The sequence below is a fragment of the Bradyrhizobium sp. BWA-3-5 genome (assembly GCF_032917985.1).
In the GTDB taxonomy this organism is placed as follows: domain Bacteria; phylum Pseudomonadota; class Alphaproteobacteria; order Rhizobiales; family Xanthobacteraceae; genus Bradyrhizobium.
In genome coordinates, this window is record NZ_CP136626.1 from 6,000,372 (window position 1) to 6,019,560 (window position 19,189).

A 19,189-nucleotide genomic window follows, 5' to 3' on the forward strand; every position below is an offset into this window, starting at 1 on the left:
AACCGTAGACAGAGGATGGCAGCAATGAAGATCTTTCGTCTGGCAGTCACCGCGGCAGCGCTGCTGCTGTCGCTTCCACTAACCGCCCAGGCCGAGACGACGCTGCGGATCGGGCTCGCCGAGGATCCTGACATCCTCGACCCGACCATGGCGCGCACCTATGTCGGCCGCATCGTATTCGCCTCGTTCTGCGACAAGCTGTTCGACATCGACGAAAAGCTCAACATCGTGCCGCAGCTCGCGCTGAGCCATGAGACTTCGACTGACGGCAAGGAAGTCACCATCAAGCTCCGGCCGGGCGTCAAGTTTCACGACGGCGAGGAGTTCAACGCGGAAGCCGCCAAATATTCGATCGATCGTCATCTCACCATGTCCGGTTCGTTCCGCAAGCCAGAGCTTGCCAGCGTTGACCGTGTCGATGTGGTCGATCCTCTCACCATCAAGCTCGTGCTGAAGGCGCCGTTCTCGCCGCTGATCGCGCAGCTCACCGACCGTGCCGGGATGATGGTCTCCCCGAAAGCGGCTAAAGACGCCGGTGACAAGTTCGGCCTGCGTCCCGTGTGCGCCGGACCTTACAAATTTGTCGAGCGCGTCCAGCAGGACCGGATGGTATTCGAGAAGTTCACCGACTATTGGAACAAGGAGAATGTCTTCATCGATCGCATCGTGTTCCTCCCGATCGTCGACGCCACGGTTCGGCTGGCCAACCTGAAATCCGGCGGACTGGACCTGATCGAGCGCGTGCTCGCCACCGACATCAAGGACGTTCGCGCCGATTCACGGCTCAAGCTTTCGACAGCGATCGAACTCGGTTATCAGGGCATCACGCTGAACATCGGCAAGGACAAGGCCAAGGGGCCGCTCAGCCAGTCCGCCAAGGTGCGTCAGGCGCTCGATCTTTCGCTGGATCGCGAAGCCATCAACCAGGTGGTGTTCAACGGCGAGTTCAAACCGGGCAATCAGTGGGTCAATCCGGATCATCCTTATTACCAGAAGGCTTTTCCCATCCGAGGGCGCGACGTTACGAAGGCCAAGGCATTGCTGAAGGAGGCCGGCGTCTCGCCGCCGGTGACGGTCGATTTCATGGTACCGAAGGGGGCGGAGACCGAAGCGGTCGCCCAAGTCGTGCAATCGATGGCATCAGAGGCCGGCTTCGACATGAAGATCAGGGTCACGGAGTTTGCGACCTCGCTGAAGCAGGCCGAAGCCGGCGAGTACCAGGCCTTTATGCTGGCGTGGAGCGGCCGGATCGATCCCGACGGCAATTCCTACGTTTTCCTTAAGACCGGTGCGCCGCAGAATTACAGCGCCTGGAGCAATGCGGAAGCTGATAAAGCACTGGACGATGCCCGGCTCGTCACCGAGCTGGCGCAGCGCAAGGCGATCTACGAGAAGCTTGCCAAGTCCACGCTGGATGACCAGCCGCTCCTCTACATCTATCACCGCCGTATCCTGATCGCGCACACGACCAAGCTCGAGGGTTACAAGCAAATGCCTGACGGGTTGGTGCGCGTGGTCGGGTTGAAGCTGAAGTGAGAGCCGCGGACATGCTCTCATGTCCCGGACGCATTGCAGCGCGACAGCGGTGCAATGCCGAGCCGGGACCTGCTTCCTTTGCGACATGGGTCCCGGTTCTGCGGGGCAACACTTCGCGCTGCACCGCGCCCGGGACACGGATAGCGCCATGCTGAACTTCCTCGCGCGCCGGATCGTACAGCTCATCCCGACACTGTTCTTCGTGTCGGTCTTGATCTTCTCGCTGCAGCAATTGCTGCCCGGCGATCCGGCACTGGTGATGGCCGGCGAGGAACGCGATCCCGAGGTGATCGCCCAGATCCGCCAGCAGTACCGGCTCGATCAGCCGGTGCCGATACAATATATCTACTGGGTCAAGGGCGTGCTGTCGGGCGATTTCGGCGAGTCCCTGCGCAACAAGGTCCCGGTGCGCGAACTGATCGCGCAGAAGCTGCCGGTGACGCTTCAGCTGGCGTCGATGGCGATTATCATCGCCTTCCTGATCGGCATTCCGGCCGGCATCGTGTCCGCAGTGAAGAAGGGCACGGTCTGGGATTATGGCGCCAATTTCTTTGCGCTATGGGGCATCTCGACGCCGAATTTCTGGCTGGGGATCTTGCTGATCTTCCTGTTCTCGATCCAGCTCGGTTGGCTGCCGGCCTCCGGTTACGTGCCGCCGACCGAAAATTTTCGCGCCAGTATCGCCTCCACCATCATGCCGGCTTTCGTGCTCGGCAATGCCATTGCCGCGATCCTGATGCGGCATACCCGCAGCGCCATGCTGCAGGTGCTGGAAAGTGATTACGTCCGCACCGCCCGTGCCAAGGGCCTGCTGGAGCGCTCGGTCATCCTCAAGCATGCCATGCGCAACGCGCTGACGCCCGTCATTACGCTGGGCGCGCTTGAGTTGGGCACGCTGCTGTCCGGTGCCGTGCTGACCGAGCAGATCTTTTCGATTCCCGGCTTCGGCAAGCTGATCGTCGATGCCGTCTTCAACCGCGACTATGCGGTCGTGCAGGGCGTGGTGCTGACGACGGCGACGATCTACATCACGCTCAACCTGATTGCCGACATCGCCTATGTCCTCGTCAACCCGCGGCTGAGGTCGTAGGCCATGACCGACGCCGCCCTCAATGCATTGCCCGCTGCCGCCTCCGACGAACTCGAGAGCCCGGCGCGGCGCGCATTGCGCCGGCTGTTCAAGCGCAAGGGCGCGGTGGCAGGCCTCGTCGTGATCGCAACCTTCGCGCTGCTCGCGCTGTTTGCGCCGCTGATCTCGCCCTATGAGCCGATCGCCACCAGCTGGTCGCTGGTGCGCAAGCCGCCGTCCGCCCTGCACTGGTTCGGCACCGACGAGCTCGGCCGCGACATCCTGGCGCGCGTAATCTATGGCGCGCGCGCTTCGCTGCTGGCGGGCGCCATCTCGGTCGGGATCGCGCTGTCGATCGGGGTGCCGCTCGGCCTGTTGTCGGGCTACCGCGGCGGCTTCATCGACGCGCTGATCAGCCGCATCACCGATGCGATGCTGGCCTGCCCGTTCCTGATCCTCGCGATCGCGCTGGCTGCGTTCCTGGGGCCAAGCCTCGGCAACGCGATGATTGCGATTGGCATCTCGGCGACGCCGATCTTCGTGCGGTTGACCCGCGGCCAGGTGATGAGCGTCAAGGTCGAGGATTACGTCGAGGCGGCGCGCGCCATGGGCAATCCACGCTGGCGCATCGCGCTGTTTCACATCCTGCCGAACATCATGCCGGCGCTGTTGGTGCAGGCGACGCTGTCGATCGCCGCCGCGATCATCGCCGAGGCCGCGCTGTCCTTCCTTGGCCTCGGTCAACAGCCGCCCGCGCCGTCCTGGGGCAGCATGCTCAACGCCGCGCAGCGCTTTTTGACCAACGCGCCCTGGATGGCGGTCTGGCCGGGGCTGGCGATCTTCCTGGTCGTGCTGTCGTTCAACCTGGTTGGCGACGGTCTGCGCGATGCGCTGGATCCAAGGGAAAGGTAAGCGCTGGAAGCCGTCATTGCGAGCGAAGCGAAGCAATCCATCTCTCCGCACGGGGACAGATGGATTGCTTCGTCGCTGCGCTCCTCGCGATGACCAAGAAGCAGCAAGCCCGCTCGTGGCAGAATCTAAACCACCAGCTCCCGCTGGACCCTCCTGCAATCCATCTCGTATTCCAGATCAATCACCGGCGGCCGGGCGAAATGCCAGGTCAGTCCGCCGCGCGCTGCGCCGCGGCGGACCAGCGCGTCGGCGAAGACGTGGTGGAAATCGTGAATGGTGTAGGTTTGTACCGCGGTCGCATCCTTCCAGCCGAAGCCGAATTCGCTCATCCGCCGCTCCATCACGCCGGCCACATAACGGACCTTCTCGGCAATGCCGTCCAGGCTGATATCGCGGTAGCGCACCGTACGTTCGGCGTAGCTCGCATTGCCTTCCTGCGACTCGCCGCTGCCGGCAATCACGAAGCTCGGCCCAGTACCCTGCCCCGGCCGGGTGAAGGAAAAAGCGTAGAATGACGGTTCGGCCGGCGGATCGATCTCCGGGCAGACGTTGCTGCGCGCCACCGGATTGGTCGTGCCGTCATAGATGCCCCACTCCGCCAGCGTCTTGACGTAGTGCAGGTTGAAATTGCGAAAGCCCTCGTCAGTGAACGCGGCGGGCGATCGCAACTCGCAGGCGCAAAACGAGGTCAACGGACGGCCCGCGGCGTGAATGTATTTCGCGATCCGCGCAAAGCCTTCGGCCAGCGGCACCGGCCTGTCGAAACGCACGCGTTCGATCTCGAACCCCGGACTGGCCGCAACGCCGCCGGAATACTGGAACACGGCCGGGATGAAGCGGTAGTTGCCAGCGGAAAAGTCGCTCGTCATGGTGGCTCCCTGCTTTTTCTTTCTTTCTAGCATGGGGAACCGGCCGCGTCGCGGGGCGCGCAACATGAAAAACGGCGGCAGCGATGTTCCGCTGCCGCCGTCGGCGCTTCTTCCTGAGGTGAGCACTCAGGTCGGCTTCAACGCCTTATTGCCGAGATCGAAATCGGCGATCTCCTTGGTGCGCTGCGAGCTTGCATGGGCCTGGTGGTCGGTGGCCATCCAGACATAGACCGCCGGCAGCACGAACAGCGTGAACAGCGTACCGATCGACATGCCCGCGACGACGACGAGGCCGATCGAGAAGCGGCTGGCGGCGCCGGCGCCGGACGCCGTCAACAGCGGGATCAGGCCCGTGACCATCGCCGCCGTCGTCATCAGGATCGGACGCAGCCGGATGCGGGCCGCCATCTCGATCGCCGAGCGCTTGTCGAGACCTTCCTTAAGCTGCAGTTCGTTGGCGAACTCCACCATCAGGATGCCGTGCTTGGTGATCAGGCCGACCAGCGTCAACAGCCCGACCTGGGTGTAGATATTGATGGTCGCCACACCGAAGAACAGCGGGAACAGCGCGCCGACGATCGCCATGGGCACGCTGATCATGATCACCAGCGGATCCCGAAGGCTTTCGAATTGCGCCGCCAGCACCAGGAAGATGATGATCAGCGCGAAGCCGAAGGTGATCGCGAGCTGATTACCTTCCTGTACATATTGGCGGGAGTCGGCCAGATAGTCATGACCGAAGCCGGTCGGCAGCTTCTTCGCTTCGCCCTCGAGGAAGTCGACCGCCTGCCCGACCGTCACGCCAGGCATCGGCACCGCCGAGAAGGTGGCGGAGTTGAGCTGGTTGTAGTGCGTGAGCGAGTTCGGATCGGTGGCGGTCTCGATCGACACGATGGTCGACAGCGGCACCAGTTGTCCGGTGTTGGTCGGAACGTAGTAGCCGCCAAGCGATTCCGGCGACAGCCGTTTTTCGCGCGGCACCTGCGGGATCACCTGGTAGGAGCGCCCTTCGAGATTGAAGCGATTGACGTAGTTGCCGCCCAGGAGCGTCTGCAGGGTGGCACCGACCTGCGCCATGTTGATGCCGAGGTCGCTGGCCTTGGAACGGTCGACGGAGACGCGCACCACCGGCTGGTTGAACTGGAGATCGCTGTCGGACACGATGAACAGGCCGCTCTTGCGCGCGGCGTCCTTCAGTTTCTCCATCTGTTCATAAACGGCCTGGAAGCCGGCGGTCGAATTGATCACCATCTGGATCGGCAGGCCACCCGGCCCGCCCGGCAGCGGCGGCAGGTTGAACGCGAACGCTTGCACGCCCTCAATCTTGCTGATTTCTGCCTGCACTAGCGGCTTCAGCTTGATCGAGGAGCGCTTGCGCTCTTCCCAGGGTTTTAGCAGCATGCCCGCGATGCCGCCCTGCGGCCCGTTGATGCCGTTCAGGACGAAGCGCAGATCGGTTTCGGGGAATTTGGCAAACGCCTTGTCGAGCTTGTCGCCGTAGAAGTCGACATAATCGATATTGGCGTATTTCGGCGCCTTGGTCACCGAGAACACGATGCCCTGGTCCTCCTCGGGCGCCAGCTCCTTGGCGGTGTTCATGTAGAGAAAGCCAACCAGGCCGAGCATCGTCACCGCGAACAGGAAGGTGACCGGCCGATAATCGAGCGAGCGGTCGAGCTGGCGGCCGTACCAGCGGGTCATCGCGCCGAACACGCGGTTGACCAGCCTGGCAAAGCGTCCCTCATCGGCGCTTTTGAGCAGCACCGAGCACATCATCGGCGACAGCGTCAGCGCGATCACGCCGGACACGATCACCGAACCTGCAAGCGTGAAGGCAAATTCGCGGAACAGCGAGCCGGTCAGGCCGCCGAGGAAGCCGATCGGCGCATACACCGCCGCTAGCGTGATCGTCATCGAAATGACCGGGCCGACAATTTCGCGCGCACCCTGCAGCGACGCCTGCACGGGCGTCTTGCCCTCCTCCAGATGGCGGTGAATGTTCTCGACGACCACAATGGCGTCGTCGACGACGAGGCCGATCGCCAGCACCATTGCCAGCAGCGTCAGCAGGTTGAAGCTGAAGCCGAGGGCCAGCATCAGGCTGCAGACGCCGATCAGCGACAGCGGAATCGTCACCACGGGAATGATGACCGAACGGAGCGAGGCCAGGAACAGGAAGATCACGACCACGACGATTCCTACGGCCTCGATCAGCGTGTTCTTCACCTCGTCGATCGACGACTGAATGAACTTGGTGGAGTCGTAGGCCACCTTCATCTTCATCGACGGCGGCAGGTTGCGTTCGATCTCCGGCATCAGCGCGCGGACGCCCTTGACCAGCGTCAGCGGGTTGCCTTGCGGCGTCGCCTGCACGCCGATGAAGATGGCGCGCTCGCCGCTGAAGGCGACGCTCGCATCCGAGCTCTGAGCGGCAAGCTCGACGGTTGCGACATCCTCGATTCGTACGAAGCCGCCGTCCTTGGACTTGACGATCATCTTCTTGAACTGCTCGAGGTTGCGCAGATCGGTATTCGTCTGAATGTTCGAGACGATGAAGTAACCCTTGGCCTGACCGGCCGCAGCCTGGAAGTTATTGGCGGCAATCGCCTGCGAAACGTCGCTCGGCGAGACGCCGCGGCCTGCCATCTTGACCGGATCGAGCCAGAGCCGCATCGCGAAGGTTTGCCCGCCGAGAATATCTGCCGACGCCACGCCGTCGACGGTCGACAACACCGGCTGCACCACGCGGGTGAGGTAATCCGAGATCGCCGAGCCGGACAGCTCGTCGCTGGAGAAACCGAGATACATCACGGCCGTGGTCTGGCCGGTGGTCTTGGTCACGATCGGATCGTTTGATTCCTTTGGGATCAGGTACCGGACCGAGTTCACCTTGGCGAGCACTTCGGTGAGCGCCTGGTTCGGATCGAAATTCAGCTTGATGTAAACCTGGATCGTGCTGGTGCCCTGCACGGAGGACGAGGTGATGTAATCGACGCCCTCGGCCGAGGCGACCGCCTGCTCGATCGGGGTGGTGATAAAGCCCTGGATCAGGTTGGCCGATGCGCCGGGATAAACCGTGGTGACGTTGACCACTGTGTTCGACAGTTTTGGATATTGCCGGATCGGCAACACGCTGGCGGCCCGCAGACCGATCAGGAGGATCAGCAGGCTGACGACGATCGACAGGACCGGACGCTTGATGAAAATATCAGTTAAGACCATCGCAGAATTATCCCGCTGAGTTCAGCATTCCGGGCGCGGTCCCATCATCAGGACCGCCGCCCGTCTTTTCTCGCCAGCGCGGCCATCGCCGCGCAATCGTCCGTCAGTAGCGCGGCGGCTTCGCCGGAACCGGCGGCACTGGATCGTTCGAGATCTCCACTGCGGCGCCCGACTGCAGCTTGAGCTGGCCGACGGCCACGACGCGGTCGCCCTCCTTCAAGCCCTTCAGGATTTCGGCCCGTCCATCCACGCGGTTGCCGGTCTGCACGAAGGTCCGCGTCACCGTGAGGCTGGTCTTGCCGTCGTCGGCCTTCTTCTCGGTAAGGAGGTAGACCGAGTCACCATAGAGCGTGTAGTCGACCGCGGTTTCCGGCACGGTGATGACGGGCGGCTTGTCCGGTAGCACCACCGTGGTGGTCGCGAACATGCCGGGCTTGAGGATCTTGTCCGGGTTCTGGATCGTCGCCTGCACGCGAATGTTGCGCGTTTCGGTCGCGATCTGCGGCTCGATCGTGGTGATCTTGCCATCGAAGGTGCGGCCCGGATAGGCATCGACCGCGATGCGAACGATCTGGCCGACCTTGAGCTGGCCGGAGTCCTTTTCCGTCACCGTGAAGTTCGCATAGAGCATCGACAGGTCGGTCAACGAGACGATCTGCGTCCCGGCGGTCAGGTATTGTCCGACCTCGACCTTGCGAACGCCGAGCTCGCCATCGAACGGCGCCCGCACCAGCTTCTGCGAGATGATTGCTTCGGTCTTGGCGATGCCGGCGCTGGCCTGGTCGAAGACGGCCTGGGCGTTGTCCACCGTCGCTTGCGGGCCGACCTGGCGCTCGGCCAGCTGCTTGGCACGATCGAGCGAAATCTGCGCCACGCGCTGTTGCGCCTTGTAGTTGGCGAGATCGCCCTGCTCGGGTCCGTCGAACAGCTGCACCAGCGGCGTACCCTCTTTCACGGCGGCGCCCGCCTTGAACAGGATGTCGGTGATGCGGCCATTGACGTCGGAAGTCACGTTGACCTGATGCACGGCGGCGAGATCGCCGACCGCAGTCAGGAGATTCGGAAGGGTTTCGGATTTTGCCGCGGCGACATTGACGCTGATCGGCGGCGGTGCCTTGCTGAAGATCTGCTTGAACAGATTGGGTAGAAAGACGAACTTGAAGAACACCAGCACGCCGACAATCAGGCCCAGCAGCGTTCCAACGATGAGGAACCAGCGGACCAGCTTGACCGGCCGCTTGTGCGGCTTCTCGCTAATCGGCTTGCCCGAAAGTTTGGGTTCAGTCACGATATTCATGTCATGCACTTTCTGCAGTTACCGATTGTCCCGGGGTCGGTGACAGCTCGCCGTCCAGATGAGAAGCAATTGCGGTCTCGCTAAGTCCGATGCCGCGCAGGATGAATTGGGTAAGCTGCCGTTCCAGATCGGCGGCGTTGCCGTAGGAAAGACAGGGCACGGCGGGAAGCCGCGTCAGCGCCGCCATCAGCACGGTATGGTGCGCGAACCAGAACAGGTTGAGTGGATCGCTGCCGATCCGCACCGCATCGCCGGTCGCAACCGCGCGTTCGATCGACGCTTTGAACACCGGCCCGATCAGGCCGCCGATCTTGTCATAGAGCAGCCGCGCAAACTCGCCGTCGTCGAGATGGCTCGTCGTCATCAGCCGCAGGCGCTGCGCTTCCTCCTGATCCGAGCCGTCGGACACTGCAATGAAGTGGCCGACCATGCCCTTGACGAGTTCAACCAGTGTGGCAGTTGAAGGCTCCTGGCCGAGCAGGTTTGCGAAATCCGGATCGGCCTCGCACTCCTCCGCCAGGATCTCGGCATAGAGCGCGGCCTTGGATGGGAAGTGCTTGAACAACAGTCCTTCGGAAATGGCCGCGGCGGCCGCCACGCTCTTGGTCGTGGTGCCGGCAAAGCCGTTGCGGGCGAAGCATCGCTTGGCGGCGCTCAGGATCAATTGGCGCCGCAAGTCACTGGTCATACGCAGGCTAGACATGGGCGCGTGAGTAATTACTCACCTTGACGAAGTCAAGGATCTATTGCAGCGCACCCAGCGGATTCTGTTGCGGGGGTGACGTTAAAGCCACAACCTCATCATCTTGTTTGGCCACGATTTTTTCGAGAATAGGGCGCTCATCTTCAGGCTTATTCTAAATCCGCCGCAACCCCAGCGCGCCCAGCAAAGCGCCCATCGGGCATAGGCCTGCCGGCGTCGTGCCGGCTTGACGCGCCCTCAGAATCTAAGATAGTTGCATCTGCGACTAATTATCGGTCGCAAGGACGTCGTTCTCCAAAACATCTGACGAGCCATGGCTTTAGAAGCGCGCGAACTGGCGGCGACCTTCGACCTCGAAAAGCTGACGCCGGCGTTCTACGCCAACCCCTACCCGACCTATCGCGCGCTGCGCGAGACCGAGCCCGTCAAGCGGCTGCCGAACGGCTCTTATTTCCTGACCCGCTATGACGACCTGGTCGCGGCCTACAAGAACACCAAGGTGTTCTCGTCGGACAAGAAGAAGGAGTTCTCGCCGAAATACGGCGCCTCCCTGCTCTACGAGCACCACACCACGAGCCTCGTCTTCAACGATCCCCCCGCGCATACACGCGTCCGGCGGCTGATCATGGGCGCGCTCTCCCCGCGCGCCATCGCCGGCATGGAGCCCGATCTGGTCCGCCTGGTCGATCGCCTGCTCGACGCCATTGCCGCCAAGGGCAAGGTGGACCTGATCGACGATTTCGCCGCGGCGATCCCGATCGAGGTGATCGGCAACCTGCTCGACGTGCCGCAGGACGAGCGCGAGCCGTTGCGCGACTGGTCGCTGGCGATCCTCGGCGCGCTGGAGCCGGTGATCGGCCCGGAAGCCTTCGCCCGTGGCAACAAGGCGGTGCAGGATTTTCTCAGCTATCTAGAAGAGCTGGTGGCGGGGCGGCGGGCCAAGCCCGGCAATCCCGACCGCGACGTGCTGACGCGGCTCATCCAGGGCGAGGACAATGGCGAGCGGCTGACCGAGAAGGAGCTACTGCACAACTGCATCTTCCTGCTCAACGCGGGGCACGAGACCACCACCAACCTGATCGGAAATGGCCTGGTGACACTATCGAACCATCCGGACGAGAAGCGGCGCTTGATCGAGGACCCTGCGTTGATCAAGACCGCGGTCGAGGAAATGCTGCGGTTCGAGAGCTCCAACCAGCTCGGCAACCGCATGACCGTCGAGCCGTTCGAACTCGGCGGAATCGCGATGGCCGCGGGCACGGGCGTGACGCTGTGCATCGGCGCCGCCAACCGCGACCCCGCGCAGTTCGCCGACCCTGAACGTTTCGATATCGGCCGCACGCCGAACCGGCATCTGGCGTTCGGCACTGGTGCCCATCAATGCGCAGGGATGGCGCTGGCTCGGCTCGAGGGCGCGATTGCGATCTCGCGCTTTCTTGCGCGCTTTCCGGACTATGCGCTCGACGGCGAGCCGGTGCGCGGCGGCCGGGTGCGCTTCCGCGGCTATTTGAGTGTGCCCTGCAGGGTCAGTTAGCACTGTGACGAATTGCACCAGCCCCGCATCGTAAAATCGTGAACGATTCCTATACCTGCGCGTTGACATTCCCGGGCGACGAAGCACGAGGGAGTTGCGATCATGCTTCCGCGCGGTGTTCGCCTTGCAGCGATTTTTCTTGGTGTCTCCGCGATTGCGGTAAGCACCAGTTCGTATGCTCAACTGGGAAGAGGCCACGGCGCAGGCGGCGGACCTGCGCCAGCAGCCCGACCGGCGGGACCACCACCTGCCATGGCGCGCCCAGCGGCGCCGCCCGCGATGGCACGTCCAGCAGCGCCTCCAGCGATGGCGCGACCGGCCGCGCCGATGTTCCGTGCGGCTCCGCCGATGCAGCGTCCGGCGATGGCCCCGCATGCGGCGCCACGTATCGCCGCACCGTCGCGGCCCGCCGCGCCGCGCATTGTTGCGCCGCGTCCCGAGATCCATCGTGCCGCACCGCCGCAGCGGCCGGCCATGGCGCGACGTCCCGAGCCGCACATCGCCGCACCATCGCGTCAGGGCGCGCCGCCCCCGGCCGCGCGGCTATCGCGAGGCGAACAAATTGAAACACGTGCGCAGCAGCGTGCACAACGCATCGAGGAACGCCGCCAAGTCGTGCAGGAGCGGCAGCGCGGCATGCTGACGCGCCAGAGCACGGAGCGGCAGAGCCGTATCGAGCGCATGCAGCAGCGTGTTCAGCAATTGCAGACGCAGAAGCCGGAAGGCCTGCGGGCGCAACGCGCGCAGCAGCGATTGCTGCAGACCGAGAACCGCCGGCTGCAGCGCGAGCAACGCATGCTGCAAAGCGATCAGGCGCGCCTGCAACGGCTGGGGCCGCAGCCTTCGGCTGAACGCTCCGCCTCTGCCGCCGCACAGGCGGCGGCCCGCGGACGTTTCTCCGCGCAGTTCCGCAGCAATGACGCCATGCAGGCCCGAGTTGCACTGACGGCGCGGGAGAACGCCTGGGCGCCCCGCCACGCCTGGCGACGCGGTCATCGCGCAGCCTTTGTAGCCTGGCTCGGGCCGGTGTTCTGGCCCTACGCCTATTCCGACATCTTCAGCTACACCTTCTGGCCCTATGCATATGACCCCGGCTACTGGGCCTACGCCTATGACGACTTCGTTGATACGGTGTTCTGGGGTGCCGACAGTCCCTATTCCGCCTACGCCAGATATCCGGAGCCTGGCGCGGCTATCACCGATTATCAAAGGCGGACGCGTCCAAGCGCGAGCCGACAGACATTGCGGGAATTGTGCAGCTCGCCTGACGAGGGTGTGACCTCCTGGCCGATTGCCTCGATCACGCGCGCCGTGCAGCCGACGCCCGAGCAGCGCGCCCTGCTCGATGAACTGAAAGCCGCCGCGGCAAAGGCCGCCAATGCTTTCAAGGATTCCTGCGCCGATTCCTATCCGATGACGCCGCCCGGCCGCTTGCGCGCGATGACGGAACGCATTCGCGCAACGCTTGAGGCTGTCAGGATCGTGCGGCCGGCACTTGAGCAGTTCTATAATTCGCTGAACGACGAACAGAAGGCGCGTTTCAACGCGCTTGGCCCGAACATCGGTGACCGCTCGCAGCAGCCGCCGCAGCAGGAAGCGAACGCGCAAGCCGAGCGCTGCGGCGATCCGAAGTCCAGCCTGACCCAACTACCGATCGAACGGATCGAGGCTGTCGTACGGCCGGCGGGCGGGCAAAAGGAGGCGCTTGACCGCTTGAGCGAGGTGACCAGGAAGGCGGTTGCAGGGCTGCAGAGTGCCTGCCCGGACGAAGTGCCGCTTACGCCGATCGGGCGGCTGGAGGCGATGGAGCAGCGGCTCAAGGCCATGCTGGAGGCAGCCGATTGGGTACAGGAATCGCTGGACGCGTTCTATGCCACGTTGAGCAGCGAACAGAAAGCGCGGTTCAATACGATGCGGCGGGTCGCGGGCCCCTGAACCCACCTAATGTGAGGATCGAATGAGGAAATGGCACTTTGTGAAGCAGGCCGCACGGCCATCTTCCGGCCAACGAGACCGAGCTGCACACTCTTGGAAAAGGATGTTCATGACGGGCGCGTTGAGCGGAATGGCGTTCGTGCTTTCATCGCCATCCGCGCTGCCGCAAGCCTCGAACGCAGAGGATGCCTCGGGGCAACAGGCTTTCAATAATGCCTGCCGAACCTGTCACATCATGCGCGAGGGTGACAACCGGCTCGGTCCCAACCTGCACAAGGTTATCGGACGGAAAGCAGGATCGCTGCCGGAATACGCCTTCTCCAGCGCGATGAAGGAAGCCGGCTTCGTCTGGGATGAGGAGAAGCTCGACCGCTTCATCGCCAACCCCGAGGAGGTCGTGCCCGGCAACAACATGAAGCCGTATGGCGGCCTCTCCTCTAGTGAGGACAGAAAGAAGATCATCGCCTTCCTAGCCCAGGCGCGATAGTGGTGCGGCCTCGAATAGCGGCAGACGAGGACGGGCTGCTACTTCACGCCACGCACCAAGGCCAACGCGCGTTCCATTGCCTGGCTCACGAGGACCGCCGAGCGCTCGTCGAGATGAACGGCGTCCGCCCAGCGCAGCTCTCCCCGGTTCACCTCGATCGATAGCCACCTGTTTGAATCCGGAAACGCGGCGTGAGCAATCTCCCGCGTGGTCGCGGCATATCGCGAACCTTCGATCGGCTCCGAATAGGGAAGCTCGAACAGAAATACCCGTGCGCCGCGCTGCTCCACCGTACGGATCAGCTCCGCAACCCGTTTCGCATTGGACTGCGCCACATCCGTCGGATCTTCCCCTTCGAACTGTTGCAGCGCCCGATCCACATAGACCCGGTTGTCGAAATCGCTCGGCGGCTGCCCGGCCAGTCGGCGCAGATTGACCGCGACCTGTTCGTGTGTAAGCGGGGCGTGAAGCCGCTGCTCATAGGCGGCAACGGCCGCCCTGATGGGGCGAAAGAACCACGGCTCGGAATCGCCGCGTGAATAACGCTCGACCAGCGCGGCATCAACCGGGCGGGCGAGCACGTTGGCCTCGACCAGAATGATGGCCGGAAGGTGCGGCTGGCCGGCAACGATTTCCAGCCCGGTAACCGGCGAGCCTCCGGCCAGCGCCAGATTCCGCAGCCTCGGCGTTGCAAAATATTCTTCCTTGAGGCGGAATGCGATCGAGCTGCCCACCAGCACGACGTCGGGCACGGGCACGCGCAAGTAGCGGCTCAGGGTGATCAGCGTGCCGTCCCGCGTCGTGGTGGCCGGCAGCTGCAGCCCGCTGCCGAAACGCGCGGTCGCAAAGCCGCAGGCGATCAACACCATTGCCGCGCCAATCGCGAATTTTGCCAACCACCGAACAGCAGACACGTTTTGCATGATCTTTTCGGAAAACTGGTTCCCGCTTTTCCGGATCATGCCCTAGAACTGAAAATAGATGAACGACGTTTCGGGACCGGCTTCCAGAACCATCAGCGCGGCCATCGAGCCGTAGAGATAGGGCTCGGCCCAGCGCAGCCGTCCCTGCGACAGCGGGCGAAAGCCTAGATGCTGGATCATGACCGGCAGCGAATAGAGCAGCGCCAGGCTGTAGAACAGCTTTGTCGGATTGGGATTCGTGGTCGGCGCGAACATGCCGGCGAAATAGCCGACCGCATGGTCGAAGTTCGGCAGCTTGAAGAAAATCCAGAGCATGGTGACGCAGACAAAGACGAGGGTCATGCGCGCCACCCTGAACGCCGCAAGGTCGATCGAACCCAGCCGCGCCAGCACGGGACGTTCGAGCACCAGCAACAGGCCGTGCATCAATCCCCACGCCAGATAGCTGAGGCCGGCGCCATGCCACAGACCGCCGAGCCCCATCACGATCATCAGGTTCAGATAGGTCCGCCAGATGCTGTGGCGGTTGCCGCCGAGCGGGATGTAGAGATAGGTGCGCAGCCAGGTCGAGAGCGAGATATGCCAGCGGGTCCAGAATTCGGAGAACGAGGCCGAGATGTAGGGAAGATTGAAGTTCACCGGCAGGCGATAGCCGAACAACAGGCCGAGGCCGAGCGCTATCGCCGAATAGCCGAAGAAGTCAGCGTAAATCTGATAGCTGTAAAGGAAAACCAGCAGCCAGCGATCCTGGGTCTGCAGCGTCTCGTAGAGCGGGAAACTCATGTAAGACGTCATCTCGTTGAGATTGTTGGCCACATAGAGCTTGAAGAAAAAACCGGCGAGGATCCATTTCGCGGCCTCGACGAACGGAATGTCCGCAAGATATTTCGGCTTGATCTGCGGCATGAACATTTCCGCACGCGTGATCGGTCCCGACACGAGTTGCGGAAAGAAGATGATGTAGAGGAAGACGCCGGTCAGCGTCGGCGGCGCCGCCTTCTGCCGGGTGAGATCCACCAGCAGGCTGATATTGTGGAAGACGAAGAACGAAATGCCGACCGGCAGCGGCAGCTCCAAAAGGAGATCGAGCGGCGCGAAATCGGTCAGGCGGGGGGCCGCCGGATCGAGAAACAGGAACTTGTATTTAAAGAAGGCGAGCAGCGCGAGATTGAAGACGATGCCGACCGGCAGCCAGATCCGGCGGTTTCGCAAGGCGAGGACCAGGAAGAGATAGGTCCCGAAAACCGCAACGGCCAATAGCGCGAGCAATTCCGGCTGGCCGAATCCGTAGAAGAACAGGCTGGCGAACACCAGCAACTGGACCTGAAAACTCCGCAGCGTCGGCAAATAGTAAGCCGCGAACACGAGCGCGACGAAGACGCCGAACTGCCAGGATGTGAAGGTCACGCCGCCCCATCGGATGTCGGGGAAGCTCTAGCATTTCGGTTCGGAAGGGCATAGCCGGAACCGGGCGGCCAATCCCGGCGGACGGCGGCCGGAACGCCGCGAGTTTGGGCGGTGTCAGGGAGCTCTAATTACCGGCGGTGTTGAAGCGGGAAAGATCGCAGTCCCGTTCGGCATATCTCACCCGCCGCAGGCCCTCGCGGTCTTCCACCACGGTCGGCCGGCAGCGTTCCCTCCAGGCGGCCTGGGCGGCTTCATCGGCCTTCAGCTCTTCGGCGGTCCGGGGTGCAATCTTCACAATGCCGCCGCCGCCGACATAGAAATTGGTTTGCTGGCTAGGAAGTAGCGGCGCGCTGGAGGCGGTGGCCGCGGCCTTGGCATCCGCTGCAGCCTTCGCCGCGCGAGCGGCCGCGGCGGCGTCCGCCGCGTGGCCGTGGTCCATCGCGAATTGCGCTGACGCCGACGAGACCGAAGCGACGAGAATCGAGATTGCGATGAAGACGCGCATTGACCCTGCCTCTTGAAAAGAATGTCTTTACGTCAGCAATGACGGACAAGCATTGAGGCGCCGTAAAGCGGCGTGACTAACCGGATCGCAATTTAGTCGATAAAGATTTAGCTGTTTTTCGGATGCAGCAAGGCTGCCGCAATCACCGCGCCCGGAGGCACGGGAGTGCTCCTCGCCGCTTGCGAGGAGCGAACGGCGAATGCTTATTCGCTGCGGCCGAACTCGCAGCCCTTGCGGGCGTAAACCAGGCGGGTGACGCCTTCCTCATCGTAGGTGCGCTTCGGCTTGCAGAACGCTTCCCACTTTTCGACGGCGGCGCGTTTTGCCTTTTCGTCGTCCTGCTCCTGCGCGGCACTGCGCGGCGGATCGTCGAGATAGGACGTGGTGCAGACCCGGCCATAGAACTTGCTGTAGGTGCAGCGCTCCACGACCTGCCAGGCCTGTGCCGACGACGACAGCAGAACGAGGGCCGCAATTGCGTAAAGAGTTTTCATGGTGTCGCTCATCGCTCGCGGAGAAACGTTCTCCATGCGGCGTAGCTAGCGCCGGAGTTCTCGAGCGCGCAACGGTAACCCTTTGTTAATCTAAATAGCCGCGCAAAAGGTTAAGTCTGGAACCGCGCGCTGTCTCACGGCGTAACGCTATCAGAAAAGACGACGCACGGCAGTTCACATACGAGACAACAGCGTGCGCGATTGAGACAGCCAACAAGCGACCTCGACAGACGGCCCTCAGACCGCCGAGCGGTGCCGCGCGATACAGGTCTGTAAAACATCGTCCATCGGCCTTCCCCACCAGTCGTTGGAGAAGATTTCGATCTCCGAATAGCCGGCAAAGCCCTGCGCCTCGACCGCCGCGCGCACGGATTTGATCTCGATGACGCCGTCACCCATCATGCCGCGGTCGTTGAGGAGGTCCTTTGTCGGCACCAGCCAGTCGCAGACGTGAAAGGCGAGCAGGCGATCCTTTCCGGCGCGCGCGATCTGCGGCATCAATTCAGGATCCCACCAGATGTGATAGACATCGAGCGCAACGCCGAGCGCACCGGTGCGTTTGGGATCGAGCTGATCGCAAATATCCAGCGCCTGCTTCGTCGTGTTCACGCAGGCGCGGTCCGCGGCATAGGCCGGATGCAATGGCTCGACCGCGAGCGGCATGTTCGCCTGCTTCGCATACTCCATCATCTCCGCGATGGCGTCATGCACCTGCGTGCGCGCTGCACCGATGTCCTTCGAGACTTCGCTTCCGGGGCGCGAATATTGCGGCAGGCCGCCGACAACGAGCACGATGCAAGGTGCGCCGAGCGCCTTTGCTTCATCGACGGCGCGGCGATTGTCGTCGCGCGCCTCGATACGGTGCGCCGCGTCAGCGGTGAACATGCCGCCGCGGCAGTAGCCGGACAATTCAAGCCCGGCATCGCGGACGGCCCGCACCGCGCATTCCAGGCCGACGGCCGCCACCTGGTCGCGCCAGGGATCGATGGCGCGGATGCCGTGTCGTGCACAGGCGTCAATGATGGCGACGAGATCGCCCTGCTTGCGGACCGTCGCCGTGTTCAGCGATAGCCAGCGATGGTCATTCGAGAAATCGCGCATCAGGGTTCGATGCCGCGCGTTGCCAGCACCGTCTTCATGCGCCGTGTCGCCAGTTCAGGGTTGGAGAGCAGCCCGGCCTTGTCGGCGAGGCGAAATACTTCGGCCAGATGCAGCGTCGAGCGCGTGCTCTCCTGCCCGCCGACCATGGTGAAATGATCCTGATGGCCGTTGAGATACGCCATGAAGACGATGCCGGTCTTGTAGAACCGCGTCGGCGCCCGGAAGATGTGGCGCGACAGCGGCACCGTCGGCCCGAGCACGTCGTGAAAGCCCGCCTCGTCCCCGGCGGCGAGCCGCGACAGCGCGTAGGAGGCCGCCGGCGCGATGGCGTCGAAGATGCCGAGCAGTGCGTGCGAAAAGCCCTTCGCGTCGCCCGCGATCAGTTCGGCATAGTTGAAGTCGTCGCCGGTATACATCTTGACGTTCTGATCGAGGCGGCGGCGCATGTCGATCTCGCGCTGCTTGTCGAGCAGTGAGACCTTTACGCCGTCGACCTTGGCCGCATTGGCGTTGATGATGGCGACCGCGGTATCCATCGCCTTGTCGAGATCATCAGTCCCCCAATAGCCCGCCAACGCCGGATCGAACATGTCGCCGAGCCAGTGGATGATTACGGGTTCGACTACTTGCGACAGCACGCGGTTATAGACCTTGGCATAATCGTCGGCGCTGCGGCCGAGCTTGGCCAGCGCGCGCGAAGCCATCAGGATGATCCGGCCGCCCGCCTTTTCGACCGCCGCGATCTGCTCCTCATAGGCGCGGATCACGTCATCGATCGATTTGGCGTCCTCCACTGCGAGATGGTCGGTGCCGGCGCCCGAAAACACCAGCGCATTGCCCCTCGCCTTCGCGGCCCTCACCGAGCGCTGGATCAATTCCAGCGAGGTCAGCCAATCTAGGCCCATGCCGCGCTGCGCGGTATCCATCGCCTCGGCGACGCCAAGGCCGAGGTCCCAGACATGCTCGCGAAACGCGATGGTGCGGTCCCAGTCGATCGCGGCGCCGAGCCAGGGATCGTTGTCGGCCATTGGATCGGCGACCGTATGCGCCGCGGAGAAGGCCACGCGGTTCAGCGTGCCCTCGAGTTTCGCCGGAAACGTCCGCGACGCGGCGAGACGATAGGTCTCGATCGAACGGTCCGTGGTCGGCAGTTTCAGGGACAGCGATGACATCGGCAGGACGGGCTTGTTCATCC

General features: G+C 63.1%; 16 protein-coding genes. 6 read left to right on the top strand and 10 right to left on the bottom strand.

Annotated elements, in window-relative coordinates; all coding sequences use genetic code 11:
* Window positions 1-24 precede the first annotated feature (24 nt).
* The 3 genes from RX331_RS28915 (at window position 25) to RX331_RS28925 (ending at window position 3,517) form a co-directional block, all read left to right on the top strand.
* On the top strand, window positions 25-1,536 hold the full coding sequence (locus RX331_RS28915; protein WP_317253003.1) for an ABC transporter substrate-binding protein: 1,512 nt from the start codon (window positions 25-27) through the stop codon (window positions 1,534-1,536).
* A gap of 148 nt (window positions 1,537-1,684) precedes the next feature.
* A complete protein-coding gene (locus tag RX331_RS28920; RefSeq protein ID WP_317253004.1) occupies window positions 1,685-2,626 on the top strand; it encodes an ABC transporter permease in 942 nt (313 codons plus the stop codon).
* 3 nt (window positions 2,627-2,629) lie between these two features.
* On the top strand, window positions 2,630-3,517 hold the full coding sequence (locus tag RX331_RS28925; RefSeq protein ID WP_317253005.1) for an ABC transporter permease: 888 nt from the start codon (window positions 2,630-2,632) through the stop codon (window positions 3,515-3,517).
* A 125-nt stretch (window positions 3,518-3,642) separates the two neighbouring features.
* On the opposite strand, the gene RX331_RS28930 is transcribed toward RX331_RS28925, so the two are convergent.
* From RX331_RS28930 to RX331_RS28945, 4 genes are all read right to left on the bottom strand, one after another.
* Window positions 3,643-4,386: a hypothetical protein gene (locus tag RX331_RS28930; RefSeq protein WP_317253006.1), complete on the bottom strand. Its 744-nt coding sequence runs from the start codon at window positions 4,384-4,386 to the stop codon at window positions 3,643-3,645.
* A gap of 126 nt (window positions 4,387-4,512) precedes the next feature.
* The gene (locus RX331_RS28935) at window positions 4,513-7,608 is read right to left on the bottom strand and encodes a MexW/MexI family multidrug efflux RND transporter permease subunit (protein WP_317253007.1); all 3,096 of its coding nucleotides are present in this window, start codon (window positions 7,606-7,608) and stop codon (window positions 4,513-4,515) included.
* A 103-nt stretch (window positions 7,609-7,711) separates the two neighbouring features.
* Window positions 7,712-8,905, bottom strand: a complete 1,194-nt coding sequence (locus tag RX331_RS28940) for an efflux RND transporter periplasmic adaptor subunit (protein ID WP_317253008.1) — start codon at window positions 8,903-8,905, stop codon at window positions 7,712-7,714.
* A gap of 1 nt (window position 8,906) precedes the next feature.
* On the bottom strand, window positions 8,907-9,608 hold the full coding sequence (locus RX331_RS28945; RefSeq protein WP_317253009.1) for a helix-turn-helix domain-containing protein: 702 nt from the start codon (window positions 9,606-9,608) through the stop codon (window positions 8,907-8,909).
* A gap of 313 nt (window positions 9,609-9,921) precedes the next feature.
* Here RX331_RS28945 and RX331_RS28950 point away from each other — a divergent pair, with 313 nt between their 5' ends.
* The 3 genes from RX331_RS28950 to RX331_RS28960 all read left to right on the top strand — a co-directional run bounded on the left by RX331_RS28950 (window position 9,922) and on the right by RX331_RS28960 (window position 13,564).
* Window positions 9,922-11,142 (top strand): cytochrome P450, encoded by a 1,221-nt coding sequence (locus tag RX331_RS28950; protein WP_317253010.1) that lies wholly within the window; start codon window positions 9,922-9,924, stop codon window positions 11,140-11,142.
* 306 nt (window positions 11,143-11,448) lie between these two features.
* Window positions 11,449-13,077, top strand: coding sequence for a Spy/CpxP family protein refolding chaperone (locus tag RX331_RS28955; protein WP_317253011.1), 1,629 nt, complete (start codon window positions 11,449-11,451; stop codon window positions 13,075-13,077).
* Window positions 13,078-13,186: 109 nt separating this feature from the next.
* Window positions 13,187-13,564: a c-type cytochrome gene (locus tag RX331_RS28960; protein WP_317253012.1), complete on the top strand. Its 378-nt coding sequence runs from the start codon at window positions 13,187-13,189 to the stop codon at window positions 13,562-13,564.
* Window positions 13,565-13,602: 38 nt separating this feature from the next.
* Here the strand turns inward: RX331_RS28960 and RX331_RS28965 are convergent, their stop codons facing one another.
* The 6 genes from RX331_RS28965 to RX331_RS28990 form a co-directional block, all read right to left on the bottom strand.
* Complete coding sequence (locus tag RX331_RS28965; RefSeq protein ID WP_317253013.1) at window positions 13,603-14,487, bottom strand: hypothetical protein; 885 nt, start codon at window positions 14,485-14,487, stop codon at window positions 13,603-13,605.
* Window positions 14,488-14,529: 42 nt separating this feature from the next.
* Window positions 14,530-15,894, bottom strand: coding sequence for an MBOAT family O-acyltransferase (locus RX331_RS28970; protein ID WP_317253014.1), 1,365 nt, complete (start codon window positions 15,892-15,894; stop codon window positions 14,530-14,532).
* A 124-nt stretch (window positions 15,895-16,018) separates the two neighbouring features.
* Window positions 16,019-16,399: a hypothetical protein gene (locus RX331_RS28975; protein ID WP_317253015.1), complete on the bottom strand. Its 381-nt coding sequence runs from the start codon at window positions 16,397-16,399 to the stop codon at window positions 16,019-16,021.
* 203 nt (window positions 16,400-16,602) lie between these two features.
* Window positions 16,603-16,893 carry a hypothetical protein gene (locus RX331_RS28980; RefSeq protein ID WP_317253016.1) on the bottom strand — a complete coding sequence of 97 codons (291 nt, stop codon included), beginning with the start codon at window positions 16,891-16,893 and terminating at the stop codon, window positions 16,603-16,605.
* Window positions 16,894-17,130: 237 nt separating this feature from the next.
* Entirely contained in the window at window positions 17,131-17,994 is an 864-nt protein-coding gene (locus RX331_RS28985) for a sugar phosphate isomerase/epimerase family protein (protein ID WP_317253017.1), read from the bottom strand.
* The gene (locus RX331_RS28990; RefSeq protein ID WP_317253018.1) at window positions 17,994-19,187 is read right to left on the bottom strand and encodes a dihydrodipicolinate synthase family protein; all 1,194 of its coding nucleotides are present in this window, start codon (window positions 19,185-19,187) and stop codon (window positions 17,994-17,996) included. The genes RX331_RS28985 and RX331_RS28990 overlap by 1 nt, the downstream gene beginning before the upstream one ends.
* Between the last annotated feature and the right edge of the window lie 2 nt (window positions 19,188-19,189).

Excerpts from the sequence above, each read along its gene's own strand:
- RX331_RS28935 (WP_317253007.1), bottom strand. The coding sequence starts at position 7,608 with ATGGTCTTAACTGATATTTTCATCAAGCGTCCGGTCCTGTCGATCGTC.
- RX331_RS28950 (WP_317253010.1), top strand. The coding sequence starts at position 9,922 with ATGGCTTTAGAAGCGCGCGAACTGGCGGCGACCTTCGACCTCGAAAAG.
- RX331_RS28915 (WP_317253003.1), top strand. The coding sequence starts at position 25 with ATGAAGATCTTTCGTCTGGCAGTCACCGCGGCAGCGCTGCTGCTGTCG.
- RX331_RS28960 (WP_317253012.1), top strand. The coding sequence starts at position 13,187 with ATGACGGGCGCGTTGAGCGGAATGGCGTTCGTGCTTTCATCGCCATCC.
- RX331_RS28955 (WP_317253011.1), top strand. The coding sequence starts at position 11,449 with ATGGCGCGACCGGCCGCGCCGATGTTCCGTGCGGCTCCGCCGATGCAG.
- RX331_RS28930 (WP_317253006.1), bottom strand. The coding sequence starts at position 4,386 with ATGACGAGCGACTTTTCCGCTGGCAACTACCGCTTCATCCCGGCCGTG.
- RX331_RS28940 (WP_317253008.1), bottom strand. The coding sequence starts at position 8,905 with ATGAATATCGTGACTGAACCCAAACTTTCGGGCAAGCCGATTAGCGAG.
- RX331_RS28985 (WP_317253017.1), bottom strand. The coding sequence starts at position 17,994 with ATGCGCGATTTCTCGAATGACCATCGCTGGCTATCGCTGAACACGGCG.
- RX331_RS28990 (WP_317253018.1), bottom strand. The coding sequence starts at position 19,187 with ATGAACAAGCCCGTCCTGCCGATGTCATCGCTGTCCCTGAAACTGCCG.
- RX331_RS28920 (WP_317253004.1), top strand. The coding sequence starts at position 1,685 with ATGCTGAACTTCCTCGCGCGCCGGATCGTACAGCTCATCCCGACACTG.
- RX331_RS28945 (WP_317253009.1), bottom strand. The coding sequence starts at position 9,608 with ATGTCTAGCCTGCGTATGACCAGTGACTTGCGGCGCCAATTGATCCTG.
- RX331_RS28975 (WP_317253015.1), bottom strand. The coding sequence starts at position 16,399 with ATGCGCGTCTTCATCGCAATCTCGATTCTCGTCGCTTCGGTCTCGTCG.
- RX331_RS28965 (WP_317253013.1), bottom strand. The coding sequence starts at position 14,487 with ATGCAAAACGTGTCTGCTGTTCGGTGGTTGGCAAAATTCGCGATTGGC.
- RX331_RS28980 (WP_317253016.1), bottom strand. The coding sequence starts at position 16,893 with ATGAAAACTCTTTACGCAATTGCGGCCCTCGTTCTGCTGTCGTCGTCG.
- RX331_RS28925 (WP_317253005.1), top strand. The coding sequence starts at position 2,630 with ATGACCGACGCCGCCCTCAATGCATTGCCCGCTGCCGCCTCCGACGAA.